Here is a 19,887-nt window from a genome sequence, read left to right as displayed (position 1 = left end):
CGATGCACAATTTCCTCTTCGGCATCTATCCCTACATCGCCGTCACGGTGATGGTGATCGCGAGCATCGCGCGCTACGAGCGCGATCCTTTCACATGGAAATCCAAGTCAAGCCAGCTTCTGCGCAAGCGGCAGTTCATCGCCGGATCGGTGCTCTTTCACGTGGGCGTGCTGATGATATTCGCCGGCCACCTCGTCGGGCTCCTGACCCCCATCCAGATCTTCGACATGCTCGGGGTCAGCCATGGCGCCAAGCAGATCCTCGCCGTCGTCGCCGGAGGCGTCGCCGGCATCATGGCGCTGGTAGGCGGCGTCCTGCTCCTGCACCGTCGGCTCTCCGACCCGCGCATCCGCGCCAACTCCACGTTCGCCGATACCGGCATTTTGGTCCTTCTGATGGTCCAGCTGCTGCTGGGGCTGGCGACGATCGTCGTTTCGCTGCGACATCTGGACGGACATGAGATGGTGAAGTTCATGAGCTGGGCGCAGGGGATAATCTACATGCGCGGCGGCGCGGCCGACCACATTTTGGACGTGCACTGGCTCTTCAAGGCGCATATCCTGCTCGGCCTCACCATCTTCCTGCTGTTCCCGTTCACCCGGCTGGTCCACATGTTCTCGGCTCCGGTGCGCTATCTCTGGCGGCCTGGCTACCAGATCGTGCGGTCGCGGCGTGGCGCGAAGCTCGGAGCGGCGGGACTGGCGCCGCTCGCGCGGGCGCCCTACCAGCATCCTGCGGAGTAGGATCATGCAACTCGCCCTGAAACCGGCACTCCGGCCTGAACCTGTCACGATCAACGGCGTCGTCATCCCTGCGGAGGCGATCGCGGAGGAGGCGCAGAACCACCCCGTGCCGAAAGGCAAGCCGGGCTGGGCCTGGCGTGCAGCAGCGCGGGCGCTTGTCCTGCGCGAGGTCCTGCTTCAGGAGGCTAAGGCAAGGCAGATCGTGCCCGCACCCGTGGAACTTGCAGAGGGCCAATGGGAGACGGAGGAAGAGGCGCTGATCCGTCAGCTTCTCGAAACCGCCATAGCACCGGCGCCGGTTGACGAGATGAAGCTGCGCGCGATTTACGAGAATTCGCCCGACCGCTTTCGCGGACCTTCGCTGTTCGAGGCGGCGCATATCCTCTTTCCCGCGCCGCCCGGCGATGCCGCCGCCCGTATGGCGGCAAGGATGGATGCCGAGCGGGTTCTCGCGGGACTGCAGGACGCGCCGCTCCGTTTCGCCGCTCTTGCGACCGAGCATAGCGCCTGTCCGTCTCGAAGCAATGGCGGCCTTCTCGGGCAGCTTGCTTCGGGCGACACGGTGCCGGAATTCGAGGCCGCTCTTGCCGGTATGGAGGAAGGCGCTATCTCCCGGGAACCGGTGGAAAGCCGATATGGCTTCCATCTGATCCGGCTGGACGCGCGGGCGCGCGGGGAAATTCTGCCGTTCGCGGCGGTACTGCCGCATCTGCGCGAGGCGCAGGAGAAAGCGGACTGGGTGCGCGCCAGCCGCACCTATGTCGAGGAGCTGGCGGCGCGAGCGGATGTGACCGGCATCGTCCTCGCCGAAACGCCCTGGATGGAGGCAAAGATACCTGCATGAGCGCCGTCGCTGTCCTGTCCGACCCGTTCTATTGCGGGTGTGAAGCTTCACCGGAGAATGGCGGGCCGATATCCGTCGACGCTGCCCTTCGCCTGGCGATGTCGCTGGTCCGCCCGGTGAAGGAGGTCGAGCGTATGCCGCTCGAGCGGGCGCACGGCCGGGTCTTGGCGGAACGGGTGGAGGCCGGCGTATCACTGCCCTATTTCGACAGTTCCGCCATGGACGGCTACGCGGTCCGGCTTGCCGATCTTGCCGGCAAGGGGCCGTGGCGGCTGCCGGTGGCTGGTCGTATCGCGGCGGGTGATACGGGGGCTGAGCTGTCGCTCCGGGGTGTCGCCTTGCGTATCCTTACCGGAGCGCCGGTTCCGCCGGAATGCGATGCCGTGGTCATGCAGGAAATGACGCTGCTGGAGGGGCGCGTCGTGCGCATAGACCGGCGTCCCCGGCACGGCGAGAACATCCGGCGCACCGGCGAGGACCTTGTCGCGGGAGCGGAATTGCTGTCCGCCGGGCGACGCATAGGACCGCGCGCGGTGGCGCTGCTCGCCGGGGCAGGTTGCGCCGATGTCGCCGTGCGGCGTCGCATCAAGGTTGCATTCTTCAGCACGGGATCCGAACTGCGCTCACCCGGCACGCCGCTGGCGCATGGGCAGATATGGAACGCCAATCGGTATCATCTGGCTGGCTCTCTCAACCTTCCCTGGGTGGAGCCGCTGGATCTGGGAAGTGTCCCCGACAAGCCCGACCTTTTGTTGCAGACGCTGCAACAGGCTGCCAGCGATGCGGATCTCGTCGTCACGACCGGCGGCGTGTCGGTCGGCGACGAGGACCATATGCCGGCCATGTTGCGTGCCGCGGGCGGCGAAATCCATGTGATGAAAGTGGCGGTCAAGCCCGGCAAGCCTCTGGTGATCGGTCGGCTGGGCCGGGCACTCTATCTTGGCCTGCCGGGTAATCCGGTCGCGGCGTTTGTAACCTGGCATGTGATCGGGGCACGAATCGCGGAGGCGCTGGCCGGCATTCGCGGCAACGGCCCCCGCCGCTTCATCGTTCGCGCAGGCTTCGAGCGTTCGCGATATCCGGGGCGTTGCGAGTTCCTGCCCGCCCGTCTTGGCGGATACGATGGTCACGGAACCAGAATCGCAGAGATAGCCACATCCGCTGTCTCGCACAGGCTGGCATTGCTGGCCGGAGCCGATGGCCTGCTTCTGATCCCCGCCGAGGCCGACCGCGTCGCGCGCGGCGATCTGCTGGAGTTCCTGCCGTTTGCAGACGAGTGACGATCAAGCCGATTGCCAATGCCAGGGGAGAGCGCCGTGAAGCTGGGTTATGTGAGCGTCGCCGGCCGGGGCCGGATCGATCTTCTGCTGGCGGATGTGGTGGAACGGCTCAAGGCAAGCCGCCTCGCCATTGCCGGCACCGTGCAGACAAATATCGAGCGGGACGACCGTCCCAAATGCGATATGGACCTGCGGCTGCTGCCGGACGGGCCGGTGGTGCGCATCAGCGTCGACCGCGGCGCAGGCGCGCGCGGTTGCCGGCTGGACGCCGGAGCACTGGAACAGTCCGTGAGTTGGGTGGCGCAGGCGCTGGACGGAGCCGAACTGCTGGTCGTGAACAAATTCGGCAAGCAGGAGGCCGAGGGCCGGGGCCTGACGGCGGTGATCGCCGACGCGCTCGATCGCGGCCTTCCCGTGCTTGTGGGCGTCAACGGGCGAAACCTTCCCGCCTTCCTCGATTTTGCCGGGAGCCTCGCGACGGAACTCGTGCCGGATGCGCAGTCAGTTGCCGACTGGTGCCTCGCCGCACGGCAGGTCCGGGCTGCATAACGCCAGCGCATAAGAAACCGCGATCACGGCGAAAGGCCGATGAGTCCCGCCGCACTCCGGTACTGCGAATTCACGTCTTCCTCGAAGCGGAAAGTGTCGAGGAAGTTCGCGACGCCATAGCCGGGATTCTGCCGCCTGATCCGCGCGGCGTGAGTACGTGCCTCCTCGATCCGTCCGGCAAGCGCCAGGCAATGGGCCGCTATGGCCAGTATATGGACATGGGCGTTCGGGCGGGACGCCGCCTTCAGGCTCCATTCGGCCGCTTCGGCATAATTTCCAAGGCGTACCAGCGCCAGCGCGCGTGAGCCGAGCATGCCGAACAGCAGCGGGTCGCAGGGACTCAGGAGACGCGAGTGGTCAGAGGAGGCTATCGCGGTCGCAGGATCGCCGGCCTGCGAATGCACGAAGGCGAGGGTGTAGTGCCCGAGCGCGAAATTCGGACTCAACTGCACGCATTCCTCCAGAGCATGGACCGCTTCGGAGACTTCGCCCGAGAGCCAGAGCGCCCGGCCCATCGCCCAATGGGCCGCCGGATTGTGATCGTCGACAAGCACGCTGCGGCCCGCCGTTTCCAGCGCCTGCTTCGTCTGTTCGGTGCGGTCGTCCCAGCGCTGGAAGGCATTCTGCCAGTGCGTGAAGGACAGACCGGCATAGGCGCGTGAGAATGTCGGATCGAGGGTTATCGACTGCCGGAAGAAGTCGGCTGCGCGGACGTTTTCCTCGGCAGTGAAACGATACATATGCCAAAGGCCGCGATGGTAGCATTCCCAGGCGTCCAGCGAATCCGGCGGCTTCAGAATCGCGCGGTTGCGCTCGGCATTCTCGATCTCCGAGGCGATCGACGAGACGATGCCGTCGCACACATCATCGAGCACGGCGACATGTACCGAGGAAGCGGCCTCGAAGCGCTCGGTCCACAAGATGCGTGACGTCGCCGCCTCTGCGATGTCGACAGCAATGACGACCCTGTCTGCATGGCGCTCGAGATAGCCGGTGGCGACGTAGTCTATCGCCAGCCGCTCCCCGATCTCGCGCAAAGACAGCGTTTCCTCGGCTATGGCGAAAACCGAACCGCGCGCGATGACGAAGAGGCTGCGCAGACGCGCCAGCCGGCTGATGACGTCGTGGGCAAGTGCGTTGCCCAGTTCGCTGCGGTCGTGCCTGCCGGACACGAGCTCGGTGAAGGGCATAATGGCGATGGAAGCGCGCCGCGCGGCCGCTCGCTCGACCGGAACGGCCTGTGCTTGCAAGACGGCCGCGGGCACGGGCGTGCTCCCGCCGCGCATTGCCGTCCAGGCGGCCCTGGCCGGCGCGAAATCCATGCCTTCTTCCGCGAAAGTCCGCGCCGCGGCTTCCAGATGCCGGTCGCCTTCTTCGATCATGCGCCGATCGAAGAGTTCGGCGAGGAACCTCTGGTGAGCGCGCGCGTCCAGTGGCGCGCTCTCCACCCAGTCGCGTGCGGCGGCAAGCCCTCTGGGCGTGCCCGGCGTCGACCGGTTGCCGATCTCGGCGACGATCTCTGCGCGCAGGGAGCGAAACTCGCTGCGCCGCGCCATCAGCCAATGCTGGAGGTCCGGGCTGCCGTCGGCGTCGAGCCCTTCGAGGAAGTCGCCTGCCGCTTTCGCCGAAAGTGACGCCAGCTCATCGTCGGCAAGCTGTCCAGCGCCGTCGTGCAAGGCCGACATAAGCCTCAGCGCATCGACATCGCAGTTCTGAAGATCCAGCGAAACCCGGTTGTCGTCGGCAATGACGCGCCGCCTTCCGGGCTCGTCAAGAAGCGGCCGCAGCTTGCTCAGGCACCATCGCAATTCGCTGCGCGGATCGTTCGGCACCCGCCACAGCAGCTCGCACAGGCGTTCTCGCGTAACCGGGTGAGAAGAAAGCGCCAGATAGGCGATCAATATCCGCACCTTGCGAGACGGCGGAAGCTGTGCCGCAGCACCGGCGCGCAGCACCGTCAACGGTCCCAGCAGCCGGAGTTCAAGTCCCGACATCAATGAATCTGCGGCGGAACCGTCCGATTCCATGCTCGCTCCAACGCTGGCTCCCATGCCACGTCGCGGCGCGCACTTTAGCATCCGCCGCGCAAACGCAAAGCACCAGACGATGCCGCAGCGCACACATGGAGAGACGCCATGACTACGAAGGAAGCATCGAGGACCACCAACGGACGCGGACGACTTTTTGACAACGTGCTCGACACGATCGGCGACACGCCCGCGATCCGCATCAACAATCTCGGCGTTGGGCATGCCGCCCTTTACGTCAAGGCCGAATTCTTCAACCCGGCTGCGTCGGTGAAAGACCGGCTGGCCATTGCCATCATCGAGCATGCGGAACGCAGCGGCGCGCTCAAGCCCGGCCAGACGGTGGTGGAGGCGACCAGCGGCAACACCGGCATAGGGCTCGCCATGGTATGCGCCCAGAAGGGCTATCCGCTTGTCGTCACCATGGCCGACAGCTTCTCCGTCGAACGGCGGCGACTGATGCGGATGCTCGGCGCCAAGGTCGTGCTGACTCCGCGCGCCCAAAAAGGTTTCGGCATGTATCAGAAGGCGGTCGAACTTGCGGAGAGGAACGGCTGGTTCCTTGCGCGACAGTTCGAGACGGCGGCCAATGCCGACATACACGAAGCGACGACCGGGCGCGAGATCGTCAACGATTTCGCCGGCTCGCGCCTCGATTATTTCGTCACCGGCTATGGCACCGGCGGTACCGTGGTCGGGGTCTCGCGCGTGTTGCGCCGCGAGCGGCCGGAGACGAAGATCATCCTCAGCGAACCGGCCAATGCGCAACTGGTGGGCAGTGGGCAGGCGCAGCAGCGCGGCCCGGACGGTGCGCCGGCCGCAAGCCACCCCGCTTTCGAACCGCATCCTATACAGGGCTGGACGCCGGATTTCATACCCGATGTACTGCAGGAGGCCATCGACGGGAGATACTACGACGAGGTGATACCGATTCCGGGCGTCAGGGCGATCGAATGGGCGAAAGCGCTGGCGCAGAAGGAAGGCATTCTCACCGGCGTCTCCGGCGGCGCCACGTTCGGCGTGGCGCGGCAGGTGGCCGAGAAGGCGCCGCAAGGGTCCGTCATCCTGTGCATGCTGCCGGATACGGGCGAACGCTATCTCTCGACCCCGCTCTTCGAGACCATTCCGGCTGACATGGATGCCGAAGAGCACGCTCTGTCGCTCTCGACGCCGGGCTTCCAACTGGCCGTCGCCTGAGCGGGAGAGCCTCATGGAAAGCCACGCCCAGCATCCTCAGCTCACGGAAACGGCACCGCGCACGACCGAGACGCTCGATCCGCCGGACTGGGCGCACATCACGGCGCTGGCCCATCGGATCGTCGACGACGCGGTGACCCATATCGGCACGGTGCGGGAACGGCCGGTCTGGCAGCCTATGCCGGATCACATGGAGGCGATGTTCAGCGCGCCGGCTCCGGAACTGCCGACGCCTGTCGAGGAGGTCTATACGCTTGTACGCCAAAACGTGCTCGCCTATCCGATGGGCAACATACATCCCTGCTTCTGGGCGTGGTTCATGGGAGCCGGGAATTTCACCGGCGCGCTCGCGGACTTCATCGCCGCCGTGCAAGGGTCCAACCTAGGTGGAGGCAGTCATGCCGCGGCCCTCGTGGACCAGCAGGTCGTCGGCTGGCTGCGCGACATGGTCGGTTTGCCGCCTACCGCGAGCGGCACGCTGGTGAACGGCGGTTCCATGGCCAATCTGATCGGCCTGACGGTAGCCCGCAATGCGATGGCAGACGTCGATCTGCGGGAAGAAGGCCTGACTGCGCTTGAACGGCCGCTGCGGTTCTATGCCTCCGATCAGGTGCATTCCTGCCATCGCAAAGCGGTCGAGACGCTCGGCGTCGGCAACAAGGCGCTGCGGCGCGTAGCGACGGACGCCGCATACCGCATCGACGTTCCAGCCCTGCGCGAGGCTATCAGGGAAGACCGCGCGAAAGGCTTCCAACCGGCCTGCATCATCGGCACGGCAGGCACCGTGAACACGGGCGCCGTGGACGACCTTGTCGCGCTGGCTGACCTCGCGGCGGAAGAGCGGCTATGGTTCCATGTCGACGGCTGCATCGGTGCGCTGGTTTCGCTGGCGCCGCAGAACGCCTGGCGTGTGAAAGGCATCGAACGCGCCGATTCCATCGCGCTCGATCCGCACAAATGGCTGCATGCGCCTTTCGAGGTCGGCTGCGCGCTGATCCGCGATCGCGCCAGCCATCGGCAGACATTCGCCGTCTCCCCGGAATACCTGAAGAGCAGCGTCCGCGGACTCGCCTCGGGGACGTTCCTGCATGAGTTCGGCCTGCAGACCAGCCGCGGCTTCGGGGCGCTGAAGGTATGGATGTCGATCATGGAGCAGGGCACCGCCAAATTCGGCCGCCTCATCGACCAGAACATCGCGCAGGCGCGATATCTGGCCGATCTGATCCGCGCTCGTCCGCCGCTCGAACTGCTGGTCGAGCCGGACCTTAACATCGTCTGCTTCCGGTTCGCACCGCCCGGCATGGGAGAAGAGGCGCTCAAGGCCCTAAACACGGAGATCATGATCCGTCTTCAGGAGACTGGCGTTGCGGCCTTGTCCGATACGACGATCGGCGGCAGACACTGTCTGCGGGCCGCCATCTGCAACCACCGCACCCGCTACGAGGATCTCGACCTGATCGTCGCAGAGGTGTTGAGGGTGGGAGCGACAGGGATCGACCCGCGTAGGTAGCTTCGTTGCGCGGACCCGCTTAATCCGTCAACACTGGCCAGTTCGCCCCGCCGTAACTGCGGCGACAGTTTGCCGTCAGGCAATTTCTTTCTATAATGTACGATGTTTGGTTTCTAGAATCGTACATTGTGCGGCAATGTAACGGCTGCAAAAGGATGGATTGATGTCGGCTGATGACGGCGAAAGCGGCGGGCCGCGCATTCAATCTCTGGCGCGTGCCGACGCCATTCTCACGGCGGTGATGCAGCACGACGGACCAGCGCCGCTTTCCATGGTTGCCGATGCGGTAGGGCTGAACAAGACGACAGTTTTCAATCTCGCCGAAAGCCTTGTCGCGCTCGGTTTCCTGGCCCGCACAAGATCGCCGAAAGGATATGTTGTCGGGCTGCGCTGCCTGGAACTCGGCAGGCATGTCAGCAGCCGCCTGCCGGTGCTGGAGGCCAGCATGCCGGCCATGCTCGATCTTTGCCGGATGACGCGCGAGACGGTGAATCTTGCGCTTCCCTATCTGCACGAGGCGATTCTCGTGGAATCGCTGGAAAGCGGGCATGGCGTGAGGGCGACCGCCTATGCCGGAGCGAAATCCAGCTACCATTCCAGCGCGTGCGGGAAGGCGTTGTTCGCGTTCTTTCCCGAGGAACGCCGCCGCTGGCACTACGAGCATGTCGGCCTGGAGCGGGTGACGGAATTCACGATATGCGACCCGGAATTGCTCGAAGCCCAGCTTGCCGACATCCGCGCGAAGGGATTCGCGACGGAAGTCCAGGAGAATGAGCTCGGCGCTGCATGTATCGGCATGCCTATTTTCGGCCCCTTCAACGAAATCGTGGCCGCGATCAGTGTCGCGGGCGTCCTCCAGCGTATGACACCCCAGCGGATCGAAGAAATCCGGCTTGAACTCGCCCGCCATACGAAGGCCATCAGCCAGACACTCGCGCGCGGCTGATACATCGACGCGACCATCAGATCCTGTTCTGCCTGACATGCTGCGCACGCCTTTCTGAAGCGTGCCGCAGGCAATAGCTATTGACTTTTTCACTATGTACGATATTGTAATGAAAGAATTATACATAGTATAACTCATGCTGGACGCGAAGATGGGTTCGCAAATCGGCAAGTCACATCGCATCACGACGGATCTTATGGTCCGCGCAATGGGAGGCGTGGCGCCGATATGCCGACGCCCTGCTATGTCGAAAACAATCCGTGAGGATTGGCGGCGAATGTCAGGGGAGGGTCGTCCCGCCCACGTTCAGCTTCACCGAAAGCTCGATCTTCCGTTCCGAGAACTGGCCGTCCTCGAGTCTGGCGAGCATCGTCTGAGCGGCCCGTTGTCCGATCTGATAGGCGCAGGAGGTGATCGTCGTCAGAAGGGGCGTCGAATAGTTGCGGAATACGAAGTCGTTGTAACCCGTCACCTGCACGCCGCCCGGCACGTCGATGCCGCGATGGCCGAGCACCTTGAGCGCAGCGATAGCGATCTGGTCATTGGCGCCGAGGATCGCATCGGGAAACGGATGGCGATCCAGCGCGCGGTCGATGACGGCCACCGTCTCGGCAAAGTTCTCCTCGTCGCACTCCACGCGTTCGAGCGTCACGCCTTCAGGCAGAGCGGCCGCTATGCCGGCCTCGCGGCGTTCGATAGCGGGCCAGGCGCGCGTCGGCGCCACCCAAAGCAGGCGTTTCGCGTTGCGGTCCGTCAGATGTTTCGTCAGCATCTGCGCGCCGCCGAAGTCGTCCTGCATGATGGCGCACGCGTCGTCGATTTCGCTCGGCGCGTTCTCCTGGGTGATGATCAGCGGCAGATTGGATTCGGCAAGAATCCCGTAGGCTTCGCTGCGCATTGCCGGTGGTCCCGATGTCATCACCACGAAGGCGTCGACGCCGACCGGCCGCCTGAGCAGGGCACGAAGATCATCCAGCGTGCGGCAGCCGGTCAGCATCAGCCCGTATCCGGGCTCCACGAAAGCATTGCAAAGGCCAGTGGCGATCTGCGTGGTGAAGGGGTCCGCGAGGAAACTCGGTGTCGAATCCATGATGACGAAACCCACTGCGAATTCACGGCTGAGCTTGAGGCTGAGCCCGCGTCTCTGCGGCTGGTATTTGAGTTTCGCGATGGCGTCCTTGATCCGCGCGCTCGTTTCGGCGCTCACCTCGGTCGTGCGGCCGTTGACCACATAGGAAACCGCGGCTGCCGACACGCCGGCCATCCTGGCGACGTCCTGGAGAGAGGGGCGTCGCAGATCCAGTTTCGTGCGCGGTGCTCTCATGGTGTTTCTTGTCCAAGCCTCTGCATACGCCCGACATGGGTCGTAAGATCAAATCCGGCACCATACAAGGCGCTGGGACGCGCCATTTCATTACCTGAAGCTTATACGATAAAGTTCCCGATTAGCAAACCTTGCGTGGGTTGCATCGATCATATCGGCCTGAATGAAGGGTATTTCGCATGCCCGGAGAATCCCTCTTGACAGGAGTTCGGCTGCGAGTAACTTAATCGTTAAAGAAAAATAAGAACGCATCGCATGCAATGCCGTTTGCCGTGGCTCGGCGTCAGGTGCCGAAGGCGTGGGACAGCTCAGAATTTGTGGCAGGGCGCGGGGCGCCAACCGTTCAAGACAAAGGGGAATGACACATGACGAACATGGAGAACATCATCACCCGGCGCTCGCTGCTGAAGGTCGCGGCGGCGACCGCCGGGGCGGCTGCCCTCGGCGGCACCGCGCCGCGCGCCTTCGCGCAGTCGGAAGAAATCACCATCATGACGTGGGAAACCTATCATGACGACGACTGGCTGGCCGAATGGACCGCGAAATCGGGTGTGAAGGTCAATGCCATCCGCATCGGCTCCAACGACGAAACCTATGCCAAGCTTCGCTCCGGCGCGGCCGAGGTGGATGCGTTCGTGCTCGACATCGGCTCGATGCAGCGCTTCATCGAGGCCAAGCTGATGGCGCCGTTCGACGTGTCGAAGGTGCCGAACGCGTCGAACATCGCCAGCGGCCTCGACTGGCAGAAGGAGACCACCTTCGACGGCCAGCCCCGGGCCGTGCCCTACAACTGGGGCACCCAGCCGCTGATGTACAATACCGAGACGGTCAAGCCGGCGCCTATGAGCTGGAAGATCTTCTGGGACCCGAACCATGCCGGCAAGGTGGTGATGCCGGACGATGCCTATATCGTATTCCCGATGGTGGCGCTCGCTATCGGCGCCAAGGACCCCTACAACCTCACCGAGGAGGAGTTCGAGAAGTGCATGCAGGCGTTCCGCGATCTGCGGCCGCAACTGCGTACGCTGGCCCGCGGCTTTGACGATGCGACGACCATCTTCGCCTCGGGCGATGCCGATGTCGGCTATTGCCAGAACATCTCGTCGGTGTTCGCCCTCAAGGATCAGGGCAAGCCGTTCGACTTCTCGTTCCCCGACGAAGGCACGCCGACCTGGATCGATTGCTATGCGTTGAGCGAGTCCGGCGCGAAGCGGCAGGTGGTCTACGATTTCATCAACGAGACAATGACGCCACAATGGCAGGCGCGGTTCATCCAGAAATCCTCCAACAACGGCATTCTCGATGCGGCGGCCGCGACGGCGGCCGGCCTACCGGAGGACAGTCTTAACAAGACCAACATCCCGGCCCTTCAGGACCCGAAGTTCTGGGAACGCATGTCGTTCTTCAAGCATCCCGAGAACGTCGATCGCCGTCTCGAGATCTGGAACGCCTTCAAGGCCGGCACCCTCTGATTCCACGAGGCACCAGCCATGACCGCCGTCAGCTCAGAAACGCCTGGGCGTGGTCGGGAGGCCACACCCGCCATGCGCAACATCGTGGAACTGACGGGTGTCTCCCGCACCTATCCCGGTGCCAGCCAGCCGGCTCTTCAGCCGACGGATCTCGGCATCGGGGAAGGGGAGTTCTTCTCCATCCTCGGACCGAGCGGCTCGGGCAAGACGACGACGCTGCGCCTGATCGCCGGCTTCGAGAAGCCTGACTCCGGCACGATCAGGCTCGGCGGTGCCGTGGTGAACGACCTGCCTCCGGACAAGCGGGACGTGAACACGGTGTTCCAGAACTACGCGCTGTTCCCGCATCTGACGGTTGCCGAGAATATCGGCTACCCGTTGCAGATGAAGGGCGTCACCAAGCCGGACATCGCGCGGCGGGTCGGCGAAGCGTTGACGATGGTGGAGATGTCAGGCTTCGAGCGTCGTCTGCCGCATCAGCTTTCGGGCGGGCAGCGACAGCGTATCGCGCTTGCCCGCGCACTCGTGGGGCGACCAAAGGTGCTGCTGCTTGACGAGCCGCTCGGCGCGCTAGACCTGCGTTTGCGCCAGCAGATGCAGCACATGCTGACATCGTTGCAGGACCATCTCGGCGTCACCTTCGTCTATGTGACGCACGACCAGGGCGAGGCCCTGTCGATGTCCGACCGTGTCGCCATCATGAGCGGCGGCCGTATCGAGCAGATCGGCAGGCCCGAAGATCTCTACTACGCACCGCGCAACGAATTCGTGGCGCGCTTCGTCGGCAAATCGAACCTCATCGAGATCGACGTCGAACGGAACGGAACGACTTACGAAACCGAATTCGCCGGCCAGCGCTTCGAGGTCGCGCGGGCGACCCGCGCCGGCCGCGCCAAGCTCGTGCTGCGCTGCGAAAGCGTGACGCTCGGCAGCGACAAGCCGGCAAGCGGTGTCTGCGTGCCGGCGACGGTCCGGCACGTCCTCTTCATGGGCACCGGCCTCGAAGTGTCCGTCGACTGCCACGGTACTGAAATCATCGCGCTGGTTCCCGCGCGGCGCGAACGCGGTCTGGCTTCCGGCGATGCCGTCCATTGCTGCTTCGATCCGGCCGACGGGGTGGTGCTCCATGACTGACGTCGCGATTTCGACGCCGGGCGCGCCGGCCCGCAGGCGGCCCAGCTTTGATCGCGTGCCGGTCTATGCATGGCTGCTCGCGCTGGTGATCCTGCCCAATCTTCTGCTGCTCGCTACAAGCTTCACGCGGTCGTCCGGCGGCGTGGTGGTCTACGAACTCAATTTCGGCAATTATGCCTCGGTCTTCGGTTCGGCCACGGTCCAGCTTCTGGCGCTCAAGACCATCGTGGTTGCCGCCATTTCCGCCGCGCTCGCGACGCTGATCGCCTATCCGCTCGCCTTCTACGTCAGCCGCAACTTGGCGCGGAGCAAGACGACGGCCGCGCTTCTGATCGTGATACCGCTCTGGATCAGCCTTCTGATGCGTATCTTCGCCTGGCGAGTCATCCTCGGCGAGAAGGGCCTGCTTAACACCGCCCTCATGCAGATCGGCCTGATCAGCAAGCCGAGTTCGCTGTTTCTCTATACCTCGTTCTCGGTGGTGCTGACGCTGACGTCGGTCGCCATCCCCTACGTCTTCGTCGCCGCCTACACGGCGATCGAGCGCGTGCCCTTCAGCCTTGTGGAGGCGGCGCGTGACAACGGAGCGTCGGCGCTGCGCACCTTCACGACCGTCATCTGGCCGTTGACGCGGCAAGGCACCGCCATCGGCGTTGCGCTGGCCTTCCTGATGGCCGTGGGCGACTACGTCACCCCGTCCATGGTCGGCGGCCTCAACGGTACGATGCTCGGCATGGTGATCGCCTCGCAATTCGGCATGGCGGGCAACTGGTCGCTCGGCGCGGCGCAGGCGATCTATATCCTCATTCTCGTCGCCCTATGCCTCGGCGTGCTGTTTGCGGTGATGCGGTCGCGCGGCGTGCTGACCGAGGTCGATGCTGGCGTCGCCCCGGTGCCGGCGCCATGGTCCAGCCTGACGCCGGGGGCCAAGGCAAAGCGCGTCGCCGGGCGCATCCTGTTCCTGCTGCCCTATGTGTATCTGTATGCCCCGTTGGCGGTGGTGACGCTCTTCTCGTTCAACGATTCCACCGTGCAGTCGCTGCCGCTCAAGGGCTTCACCCTGAAATGGTATCTCGACCTGCCGTCGAACGGGCCGCTGCTCGGCGCACTCTGGAAAAGCATCCAACTCGCCTTCATCAGCACGGCGCTCGGCGCGGTCATCGGCACGGCCTTCGCCTTCGTTTTCGCCGGCTGGCCGGGCCGCATCTCGACAATCATCGAGAATTTCATCGCCCTGCCGCTTGCCGTCCCCGGCGTCGTGCTCGGCATCACCATGGTCATGGCGGCGTCGGTCGTCGGTATTCCCGCGGGCATGGGCCGTCTCGTGCTCGGGCACGTGGTCTTCGTCATGCCGGTGGTGATGTTCATCGTGGTTTCACGGCTTCGCCGCATCGATCCGAGCTTCGCGCTGGCGTCGCGGGATCTGGGCGCCGATGCCTGGCGGACATTCCGCAACATCCAGCTTCCGATGATCCAGAGCGCAATCATCGGCGGCGCGGTGCTTGGCTTCACCCTGTCGATCGACGAGGTGGTTGTCAGCCTCTTCCTGACGGGCAACGAACCGACGCTGCCCGTCTACGTCTGGAACCAGACGCGGTTCGGCTTCACGCCCTCGGTGAATGCGATCTTCACCTGCATCGGCGTGTTCTCCCTCATCCTCGTCGTCATTGCGCAGGCGCTGATCAATCCGGCGCCGTCGAAACAGAACTCGAACTGACAGGTTGGAACACCATGGGCATTCGCAGCAGGAAATTCGGCGAACTGGAAGGGCGGCAGGTCGACGCCTACACGCTCACCAACGGCAACGGCCTGTCGGCCGACCTGATCACCTTCGGCGCGCGTCTGGTCGGCATGAACGTGCCGGACAGGAGCGGCGCTGTCGAGGACGTCGTTCTGGGGTTCGACAACATGGCGAGCTACATCGCCACCGACCATTATTTCGGCGCCACCTGCGGCCGTTACGGCAATCGCATCAGGAAAGGCGAGATCAGGCTCGACGGAAACACCTATTCGCTGAGCGCCAATGAAGGTCCCAACCACCTGCATGGCGGCAAGAAGGGAATGGACAAGTATATCTGGTCCGCCTTCCCGGACGAGGCCGCGAATGCCGTCACCTTCACCCATGTCTCGCCCGACGGCGACCAGGGCTATCCGGGCGAAGTCGTCGCCAAGAGCCGTTACGTGCTCACGGAGGACGACCGGCTGGTCATCACCATGACCGGGACGACCGACAAGCCGACCATCCTGAACATGGTGAACCATGCCTACTGGAACGCCGCCGGCCACGCCTCCGGCAGCCTGCACGAGCAGTTGCTGACGGTCGAATCCGACTTCTACACGCCGGTCGCCGAGGAACTGCTGGCGACGGGCGAGATCGTCACGGTCGCCGGCACGCCATTCGATTTCCGCAAGGCGAAGACGATCGGCCAGGATCTGGAGGCGGTGCCGAATGCCGGTGTCGCCAGCCTGAGCGGGGGCGGCTACGATCACAACTGGGTGCTGCGCGATGTCGAGAACGGCCTGCGGCCGGTCGCGACCCTGTTCGACCCCAAATCCGGACGCGGGCTGTCGCTGCGCTCCACCGAGCCCGGCGTGCAGATCTACACCGGCGGCTACATCACGCCCAAGGTGATCGGCAAGGGCGACAGGCCCTACTGCGCCTATGCCGGGCTCACCTTCGAGACCCAGAAATATCCCGGCTCGCCGAACTTTGCGCACTTCCCGTCGACCAGGCTCGATCCCGGCCAGGTCTACGAGCACGTGATGGAATACCGGTTCTTCGCCCGCTGAGGAGCGCGCCGCCATGGCAAACGCGAACAAATACGACGTGGTCATCATCGGAGCCGGGCATAACGGCCTTGTCTGCGCCAACTATCTCGCCCGCGCCGGTCTGTCCGTCGCGGTGCTTGAGGCGCGCCATGTGGTCGGCGGCGCATGCGTCAGCGAGGAACTGATTCCGAACTCCACATGGTCGTCCTGCTCCTTCGTGCAGGGCATGCTGCGTCCTGAGATCATCAGCGACCTCGAACTCGGAAAATACGGGCTGGTGTCCAAGGCGCCGGACGTGCAGGGCTTCGCGCTCTGGGACGACGGCGACCATTTCTTCATCCACAAGGAACTCGACCGGACGCTGGCGTCGATCGAGAAGCACAGCAGGGGCGACGGCGAGAACTTCCTGCGCTTCGCGTCCCGGATGAAGCGCTTCGGCGACGTCACCCGCGACGTGCTCCTGTCGGAGCCGATGTCGCGCTCCGAATTCATCAAGATGTTCGAGGACGAAGGCGAGCACGAGCTGCTGCAGGACTTCGTCTTCTCGTCGGCGCGCGAACTGACGGAGAAGTACATCAAGTCCGAACGCATGCGCGGCTATATGAACTTCCTCGGCATGGTCTCGACCTGGGGCGGACCGTCGACGCCCGGGACATCCTACGTCTACGGCTACCACGCGCAGGGCGAGTTCGAGGAGATACTCGGCCGCTGGGCGCTGCCGGTCGGCGGCATGGGCGCGATCACCCGCGCGCTGGCGGCAAGCGCCGCGGCGCACGGCGCGGTGATCCGCACCGATGCGCCCGTCGAGAGCGTGCTCGTCAAGGGCGGCGAGGCGGTCGGCGTGGTGCTGAAATCCGGCGAGGAAATCGAGGCGAGCCTTGTGGTGTCGAACGCCGATCCGAAGCGCTCGCTCACCGGACTGCTGGATCGCAAGCATCTGCCCGACCGCGTGCGCAAGGCAGCGGAGAACATCGACCAGAAGGGCTCGATGGCGCGCATTCATCTGCTGATCGACGAACTGCCCCAATATGTCGGCTTCGGCAGCAGCAAGCCGGGGCCGGAGCATATGGGGCACGCGATCCTCGGCGGCAGCGTCGAGCTCTTCGAGCAGGCATGGGAAGCGCAGCGCCGGGGCGTATTCGCCGACGACTACGTCATCGAGGCGCTGATTCACTCCGTCACCGATCCGTCGGTCTGCCAGCCGGGCTACCACACGCTGGCTCTCGGCGTGCAGCAACTGCCCTACGATCTCGCCGACGGCACATGGGACGACCATCGCGAGAGCTGGCTGGACAGCGTCTGCGAGATGCTCTTCCGCTACGCGCCGAACCTACGCGGCCATATCGTCGGCCGCAACGTCGTCACGCCCCGCGATCTGGAACACACCTACAACCTGACCGGCGGCAACATTTTCCAGGCGTCGATGGTCGGCCTGCAGCAGTTGCTCGACGCGCGCCCGCTCTGGGCTGCGGGGCATTATCGCACGCCGGTCGCCAACTATTATCTCTGCGGCGCGGGCACGCATCCGGGCGGCGGCGTCACCGGGGCTCCCGGCCACAATGCGGCCATGCGCATCCTCGCGGATCTGCGCGGCGAGATCAATGTGCGGCAGGTGCGGACGCGCGCCGGCGGCAAGACGTTCATCGACAGCATCATGGAGACCGGTATCGGTCAGAAGGTGGGATTCCAGATCGCGAAATCGCGCGGCTTCCGCTCGCTGACCAAGCATCTGTCCAAGACTAAACGCTGAAACATCAACAACGGACCCGGCAGGCCGATCCCCGACCGGCCGGGCTTCGTACGCCCTGAATAAAGGAGGCATTTCGTGGAACGCGGAATCATGAAAGACACGGCCCGCTATCCGAGCCTGCGGGACAAGGTGGTGTTCGTCACCGGCGGCGCGTCGGGAATAGGACGCAGCATCGTGGAGCATTTCCACGATCAGGGCAGCCGCGTGGCATTCATCGACATCGCCGAGAAGGCCGGGCGCGAACTCGCCGACGAGCTTGCCGCAAAAGGCGGCCACAGGCCGCATTTCGAGGTCTGCGACCTGCGCGACGTCGAACAACTCGGCGCGGTGATCGACCGCATCGGCAAGGAGATCGGACCGATCACGGCACTGGTCAACAATGCCGGCAATGACGACCGGCATACGCTGGACCAGGTGACGTCGGAATATTTCGACGACCGCGTCGCCGTGAACCTGAAGCACCAGCTCTTCGCGGCCAAGGCCGTGCGCAAGCAGATGCGTGAGGCCGGCGGCGGCTCGATCATCAATTTCTCCTCCATCACCTGGATGGTGGCCGATGGCGACTGCGTCGTCTACGTCACCTCCAAATCGGCGGTGGTCGGACTGACGCGGGCGCTCGCGACCGAACTCGGCGGCGAGAATATCCGCGTGAACGCCATCGCGCCGGGCTGGGTGATGACCGAGCGCCAGGTCTCGCTCTGGCTGGACGAGAAGGGCGAACAGCAGATCGCCGACCGTCAGGCGCTCAAGGCGCGCCTGCATTCGCCGGACATAGCGCGGATGGCGCTGTTCCTGGCGGCGGACGACAGCCGCATGTGCTCGAAGCAGACCTTCATAGTCGACGCCGGCTGGATATGACAATTCGGACGGATCGCCGGCGCAAGGCTCCGTCCCGCAACCCAAGACACTTGTGAGGACGACATGCACGATTTCAAAAAACTTACCGGAATTCTCTATTCCGCGGTCATCTCCGATACGCTCGACAGTTTCGGCCTGAAGAATCAGGCGATGCGGCCGTTCCTGCGTCCGGTGGACGACGAACTGGTCTTCATGGGCCGGGCTCGCACCGGCAAGTTCGTCGAAGCAGGCGATCCGGCTGAGGGCGAGAATCCCTACGAGATCGAAATGGCCCTGCTCGACGATCTGAAGCCGGGCGAAGTGTCCGTGCTTGCCTGCGGCGGCCCGACCAACCATATCGCCCCATGGGGCGAACTGCTGACCACCGCGTCCATCGCGCGCGGCAGCGCCGGCTGCGTCACCGACGGCCTCATCCGCGACGTCAGGCACATCAGATCGCTGAAGTTCCCGGTGTTCCACGGCGGTATCGGGCCGCTCGACACGCGCGGCCGCGCGAAGATGGTGGAGATGGACACGACGGTGATGTGCGGCGGCGTGAAGGTTTCCTCGGGCGACATCGTGTTCGGCGACATCGACGGCGTCGTCGTGATCCCCGGGGATTATGCCGATCGTGTCATCGCCCGCGCCCAGGAAAAGATCACGAGCGAGAACCACAGCCGCGACGAACTGCGCCAGGGCCGTCTGCTGCGCGAGGTCTACGAGAAGTACGGCGTGCTCTGAGGGAGGGCGGCGATGAGGCTCCGGGGCAAGAGAACGCTGGTCGTCGGCGCATCGTCCGGCGTCGGACTGGAGACGGCCCGGCTTTTCGCCGGGCAGGGGGCCGACGTCGCCATCGCGGCGCGGTCCGCCGACAAGCTGCGCGCCCTGGCGTCCGAGCTTGGCGCCGGAGCCCATGTCGTGGTCGGCGACGTCGCCGACACCGACGATTGCGCGCGTATCGTGCGGGAGGCGATCGAGGCCATGGGCGGCCTCGATATCCTCGTCTATACCGCCGGGTCGATCGAACCCTGTCCGCTGAAGGACGTGTCGGTCGAATCCTTCCGGCGTCAGCTCGACATCAATCTCGTCGGAAACTTCGTCGTGGCGCAGGCAGCCGCGCTCCACATGCGGGAGAACGGCGGCGGCTCCATCGTCAACGTCTCGTCCGAACTCGCGCATATCGGCATGGCGCAATATGTCGCCTATTGTTCGGCGAAGGCCGGCGTCCTGGGGCTGACCATGGCGCTGGCTGCGGAAATGGCGCCCGAGGTGCGCGTCAACTCTGTCAGCCCCGGTCCGATCGACACGCCGATGCTGCGCGCCGAGATCGAGCTTTTCGGCGGGACGCAGGAGGTGATCGACGAGGCTATCGGCCGCGTGCCGCTCAAGCGCTTCGCCCGGCCCGAGGAGGTCGCGAGAGCGATCCTCTTCCTTGCCGCCGATGCGGGATACGCCACGGGCGCGACGTTGCGGCTCGACGGCGGCACAACGATGGTCTGAGGACG

17 protein-coding genes are annotated in these 19,887 nt (G+C 64.5%); 15 read left to right on the top strand and 2 right to left on the bottom strand.

Annotated elements, in window-relative coordinates:
- Positions 1–2: 2 nt before the first annotated feature.
- Genes narI through M9955_03215 form a run of 4 tightly spaced genes read left to right on the top strand, consistent with a single transcriptional unit; the run spans position 3 to position 3,416 of the window.
- Entirely contained in the window at positions 3–743 is a 741-nt protein-coding gene (narI, locus tag M9955_03230; protein ID MCO5080655.1) for a respiratory nitrate reductase subunit gamma, read from the top strand.
- A 4-nt stretch (positions 744–747) separates the two neighbouring features.
- Positions 748–1,587: a peptidylprolyl isomerase gene (locus M9955_03225; protein MCO5080654.1), complete on the top strand. Its 840-nt coding sequence runs from the start codon at positions 748–750 to the stop codon at positions 1,585–1,587.
- Positions 1,584–2,867 (top strand): molybdopterin molybdotransferase MoeA, encoded by a 1,284-nt coding sequence (locus M9955_03220; protein ID MCO5080653.1) that lies wholly within the window; start codon positions 1,584–1,586, stop codon positions 2,865–2,867. Before M9955_03225 ends, M9955_03220 begins: the two co-directional genes overlap by 4 nt.
- Before the next feature lie 36 nt (positions 2,868–2,903).
- Positions 2,904–3,416 (top strand): DUF2478 domain-containing protein, encoded by a 513-nt coding sequence (locus M9955_03215; protein ID MCO5080652.1) that lies wholly within the window; start codon positions 2,904–2,906, stop codon positions 3,414–3,416.
- A 23-nt stretch (positions 3,417–3,439) separates the two neighbouring features.
- On the opposite strand, the gene M9955_03210 is transcribed toward M9955_03215, so the two are convergent.
- Positions 3,440–5,410 (bottom strand): transcriptional regulator, encoded by a 1,971-nt coding sequence (locus tag M9955_03210; GenBank protein MCO5080651.1) that lies wholly within the window; start codon positions 5,408–5,410, stop codon positions 3,440–3,442.
- Between the two features lie 141 nt (positions 5,411–5,551).
- On the opposite strand from M9955_03210, the gene M9955_03205 reads away from it, so the two are divergent.
- The 3 genes from M9955_03205 (at position 5,552) to M9955_03195 (ending at position 9,096) form a co-directional block, all read left to right on the top strand.
- Positions 5,552–6,640 carry a pyridoxal-phosphate dependent enzyme gene (locus tag M9955_03205; GenBank protein MCO5080650.1) on the top strand — a complete coding sequence of 363 codons (1,089 nt, stop codon included), beginning with the start codon at positions 5,552–5,554 and terminating at the stop codon, positions 6,638–6,640.
- 13 nt (positions 6,641–6,653) lie between these two features.
- Complete coding sequence (locus M9955_03200) at positions 6,654–8,150, top strand: pyridoxal-dependent decarboxylase (protein ID MCO5080649.1); 1,497 nt, start codon at positions 6,654–6,656, stop codon at positions 8,148–8,150.
- Between the two features lie 163 nt (positions 8,151–8,313).
- Positions 8,314–9,096, top strand: a complete 783-nt coding sequence (locus M9955_03195; protein MCO5080648.1) for an IclR family transcriptional regulator — start codon at positions 8,314–8,316, stop codon at positions 9,094–9,096.
- A gap of 280 nt (positions 9,097–9,376) precedes the next feature.
- Here M9955_03195 and M9955_03190 read toward each other — a convergent pair whose 3' ends face one another.
- Positions 9,377–10,420, bottom strand: a complete 1,044-nt coding sequence (locus M9955_03190) for a LacI family transcriptional regulator (protein MCO5080647.1) — start codon at positions 10,418–10,420, stop codon at positions 9,377–9,379.
- Positions 10,421–10,785: 365 nt separating this feature from the next.
- On the opposite strand from M9955_03190, the gene M9955_03185 reads away from it, so the two are divergent.
- The 8 genes from M9955_03185 (at position 10,786) to M9955_03150 (ending at position 19,882) form a co-directional block, all read left to right on the top strand.
- Complete coding sequence (locus M9955_03185) at positions 10,786–11,892, top strand: extracellular solute-binding protein (protein MCO5080646.1); 1,107 nt, start codon at positions 10,786–10,788, stop codon at positions 11,890–11,892.
- 72 nt (positions 11,893–11,964) lie between these two features.
- Positions 11,965–13,026: an ABC transporter ATP-binding protein gene (locus tag M9955_03180; GenBank protein MCO5080645.1), complete on the top strand. Its 1,062-nt coding sequence runs from the start codon at positions 11,965–11,967 to the stop codon at positions 13,024–13,026.
- A complete protein-coding gene (locus M9955_03175; GenBank protein MCO5080644.1) occupies positions 13,019–14,743 on the top strand; it encodes an ABC transporter permease subunit in 1,725 nt (574 codons plus the stop codon). The genes M9955_03180 and M9955_03175 overlap by 8 nt, the downstream gene beginning before the upstream one ends.
- Positions 14,744–14,757: 14 nt before the next feature.
- Positions 14,758–15,816, top strand: coding sequence for a galactose mutarotase (locus M9955_03170; protein MCO5080643.1), 1,059 nt, complete (start codon positions 14,758–14,760; stop codon positions 15,814–15,816).
- Positions 15,817–15,829: 13 nt separating this feature from the next.
- Entirely contained in the window at positions 15,830–17,545 is a 1,716-nt protein-coding gene (locus M9955_03165; GenBank protein MCO5080642.1) for an NAD(P)/FAD-dependent oxidoreductase, read from the top strand.
- 90 nt (positions 17,546–17,635) lie between these two features.
- Positions 17,636–18,403, top strand: coding sequence for an SDR family oxidoreductase (locus M9955_03160; protein ID MCO5080641.1), 768 nt, complete (start codon positions 17,636–17,638; stop codon positions 18,401–18,403).
- Positions 18,404–18,466: 63 nt separating this feature from the next.
- Positions 18,467–19,123: an RraA family protein gene (locus M9955_03155; protein ID MCO5080640.1), complete on the top strand. Its 657-nt coding sequence runs from the start codon at positions 18,467–18,469 to the stop codon at positions 19,121–19,123.
- Between the two features lie 12 nt (positions 19,124–19,135).
- Complete coding sequence (locus M9955_03150; protein MCO5080639.1) at positions 19,136–19,882, top strand: SDR family oxidoreductase; 747 nt, start codon at positions 19,136–19,138, stop codon at positions 19,880–19,882.
- Positions 19,883–19,887: the final 5 nt, after the last annotated feature.

Source organism: Rhizobiaceae bacterium (assembly GCA_023953845.1).
In the GTDB taxonomy this organism is placed as follows: Bacteria; Pseudomonadota; Alphaproteobacteria; order Rhizobiales; family Rhizobiaceae; genus Arvimicrobium.
This window is presented reverse-complemented; position numbering and strand designations above follow the sequence as displayed.